Genomic DNA, 3,414 nt, shown 5'->3' with positions numbered 1-3,414 from the left:
AGCACCGGTTCCGCCAAGAGTAAATGAAGGTCGAATTACTAAAGGAAATCCAAATTCTTGAGCGATTTCTTTTCCTTTCAAAAAAGAAGTTGCAATTTTTGCAGGAGCTGCACCTACGCCTATTCTTTGTAACAATTGTTTAAATTGCTCTCTGTCTTCTGTTATATTTATGGCATTAATATCAACACCAATTAAACGTACATCAAAATCCTTCCAAATGCCCTTCTCATCTGCTTCCAAACAAAGATTTAAAGCTGTTTGTCCGCCCATTGTTGGTAAAACCGCATCGATAGTAGGGTGCAGTTTTAAAATTTGAATAATCGACTTGGTAGTCAACGGCAATAAATATATATGATCCGCCATTGAAGGATCGGTCATAATCGTAGCCGGATTTGAATTTATAAGGATTACTTCAATTCCCTCTTCGCGGAGAGATCGAGCAGATTGAGATCCTGCATAATCAAATTCACATGCTTGACCAATGACGATGGGTCCCGAACCAATAATTAAAACCGATTTTATTGAATTATCTTTTGGCATTGTATTGTATTATAAAAGTTTAAAATATATTAAATGACAATTTACAAAAAAAAGGCGTTACTAAAAAAAGTAACGCCTTTATTTATGATACTACGATCATTATTTTTTATGTCTTGGTTCGCAAGAAACAGTTAACTTATGTCTTCCTTTAGCTCTTCTGCGAGCAAGGACTTTTCTACCATTAGCAGTAGCCATTCTATCCATAAACCCGTGTTTATTTCTTCTTTTTCTTTTCGATGGTTGAAATGTTCTCTTACTCATTACTGATATCTTTAATTCTGATTATTTTTAAAACGCAATTCGGTCTCTCAAAAACCGAGTGCAAATATACAAAGACTTTTTTTTCTCACAAGCAGTTTTATAAAAATATTTTCAATTCATTTTCATACCTTTGCAATCACAATAATTTAACCTTATCATGTATAATAAAAATATAAAATTAGTTTTTTCCGCTATACTTGTAATAACAGCCATTTGGCAATTTACAGAAGGTGAAATAGGAAACGGAATTTTTCTTGTACTATTAACTATTTTTCCAATTTTCCTCTATTTTAAAAATGAATTAATTCTTCTAGCTTTCTTTCGGTTACGTAAACAAGACTTTCCGGGGGCACAAAAATGGCTCAACAAAATAAAAAATCCGGAAACTGCACTTGTAAAAAAGCAACAAGGTTATTACAATTATCTTAACGGATTAATGGTTTCTCAAACAAATTTAAATCAAGCCGAGAAGTTTTTCAGAAAAGCGATTGAATTGGGATTGTCAATGGATATGGATTTAGCTGTAGCAAAATTGAATCTTGCCGGTATTGCGATGTCCAGAAGAAGAAAAATTGAAGCAACCACCCTCTTGAATGAAACAATCAAACTTGACAAACAGAAAATGTTGAAGGATCAAATTGCCATGATGAAACAGCAATTGAAGAAAATTTAAAAACCCTTCACCATAGATTAAATAGAAAAATCGTTTTAAGTCATTAAAACGATTTTTTTTATACTAATTTCATTCTTAAAAAAAATAAGTAGGATAAATCGTTGGTATATAAAAAAGTAAATGCTTTTGACTACCTCGGTTCAGTAAAAAATTGAACTAAGAACTTACACAGATTTAAATATTTACCAGCAATTATCATACTGCATGCCTTTTATATGAATTGCTCCCTTTCTTAAACTTTGTCAATTTATTACTATTTCAGCAAAAAAATGATTTCGAAAACGTTATAGCATCGTGAAATCACTTAGTAAAAACTATACATTGACTATACAAAATAAATTTTAATCTTTATAGTGACGCAATAAAACTTACTGTTTATAAGCAATCTAGTCAATAATACTGCTCCTTTTACAAAAAAAAGAAAATGCTTACTACTGTATAGTTTCTATATAATAATTATGACATGTTTAAAAAATATATTGATTAAATTTGAAATTATCATTTATTAACTAAAAAAATATTTAATATGAAAAAAATTACTCTTTTAATTTTTGCTTTGTCGAGTTTGTTGGCTTTTTCGCAACCAACTACAAACGCACCAACTCCGACTAAAGCTCCGGCAGATGTTGTTTCTATTTATGGTGAAACATACACTTCTATTGCTACAAACTTTAATCCAAATTGGGGTCAATCTGGATTCTGTTGTGTTAATCCTGCATTTAATCCGACTGGGGTCACCGGAGCAGGACAAAATCTTGCCCTAGCTTATCCAACTTTTAATTATCAGGGGACTGAGTTAACTACAACAAATGCAGCCAACATGGAATTTTTACATGTAGATGTATGGACAAGTGCTAATCCAGCTCTCTCTACTTTACAAGTAAGTCCAATCAACAATGGCACCGGTGCATCAGAAACACTAGTTACTATTCCTTTTACAAGTGGCACATGGACTAGTATTGACATTCCAAAAAGTGCCTTTACAGGAATGACCTGGAATTCTGTATTTCAATTAAAATTTGCAGCCAATGGAGCTGGAAGTGCTACTCCAATTACAATCTATTTGGATAACATCTATTTTTGGAAAAATCCGGTTGCAGCAGGTGCTAATGCTGATTTAAGTGATTTAAAAGTAAACGGTGTAACTGTGGCAGGATTTGGATCTGCAACAACAGTGTACAACGTAAATTTACAAAATGGAACAACAACAATTCCGCAAATAACGTCCTCAACCACAGTTGATCCTGCAGCAACAAAAGTAACTACACAAGCTACTGCTTTGCCAGGAAGTGCTACCGTTGTTGTAACTTCGCAAAACACTTTAATTACTAAAACTTATACTGTTAACTTTGCCGTTGTTGGACCTGCTGTGGCAGCACCTACACCTCCTGCAAGACCAGCAGCAGATGTAAAATCAATTTTTAGTGATGCCTATGCTCCTATTGCAACTTTGAATTATGCTGGAGTAGATGGCCAACCGTCCAACGACAATACATTTAACACTTCATGGTGTCCAATGAATACTTCTTTATTGCAGGTTGCCGGTAATAACACAAATGTTGTCACAGGTTCTCCATGCGAAGGTGTATCATTTTTAGCAGGTAGATTTAACGCAACTACATTCACTCATTTCCATATGGATATATATACTGATAGTCCAACTTTAGATAAGAGTTTTAATGTAAAATTTTCTAATTGGAACAACGGAACTGGTGAAGCAAACGCTATCGAATTTTCTGTAACAAATGCTAACTTCCTTACTAATCCTAATCCTGGAACTTGGATATCTTTGGATATTCCGTTCTCTAACTTTTCAATTGCAGGTGGTGGAAGTGCTAATAGAAACGACTTAGTGCAATTTATAATTTCTACTAATTTAGGTACAGTTTATTACGATAATTTATATGTACATAAAAATACTTTAGGAGTTTCAAGTTTTG

3 protein-coding genes and 1 pseudogene are annotated in these 3,414 nt (G+C 33.2%); 2 read left to right on the top strand and 2 right to left on the bottom strand.

What is annotated here, in order from left to right; translation table 11 throughout:
• A pseudogene (locus ACIQ2S_RS12215) lies at positions 1-540 on the bottom strand (carbamoyl-phosphate synthase large subunit); the annotation flags it as partial.
• A gap of 99 nt (positions 541-639) precedes the next feature.
• Complete coding sequence (gene rpmH, locus ACIQ2S_RS12210; protein ID WP_026710894.1) at positions 640-801, bottom strand: 50S ribosomal protein L34; 162 nt, start codon at positions 799-801, stop codon at positions 640-642.
• A gap of 157 nt (positions 802-958) precedes the next feature.
• Here rpmH and ACIQ2S_RS12205 point away from each other — a divergent pair, with 157 nt between their 5' ends.
• Together ACIQ2S_RS12205 and ACIQ2S_RS12200 are read left to right on the top strand one after the other, a co-directional pair.
• Positions 959-1,474: a DUF2892 domain-containing protein gene (locus tag ACIQ2S_RS12205; protein ID WP_396176385.1), complete on the top strand. Its 516-nt coding sequence runs from the start codon at positions 959-961 to the stop codon at positions 1,472-1,474.
• Between the two features lie 526 nt (positions 1,475-2,000).
• On the top strand, positions 2,001-3,414 hold a 1,414-nt coding region (locus tag ACIQ2S_RS12200; protein ID WP_396176383.1), incomplete at its 3' end, for a hypothetical protein.

This window comes from Flavobacterium sp., assembly GCF_044371705.1.
Taxonomy (GTDB): Bacteria; Bacteroidota; Bacteroidia; order Flavobacteriales; family Flavobacteriaceae; genus Flavobacterium.
This window is presented reverse-complemented; position numbering and strand designations above follow the sequence as displayed.

Bases quoted from the DNA above. Each gene is read 5' to 3' on its own strand.
- rpmH (WP_026710894.1), bottom strand. From the start codon at position 801: ATGAGTAAGAGAACATTTCAACCATCGAAAAGAAAAAGAAGAAATAAA.
- ACIQ2S_RS12205 (WP_396176385.1), top strand. From the start codon at position 959: ATGTATAATAAAAATATAAAATTAGTTTTTTCCGCTATACTTGTAATA.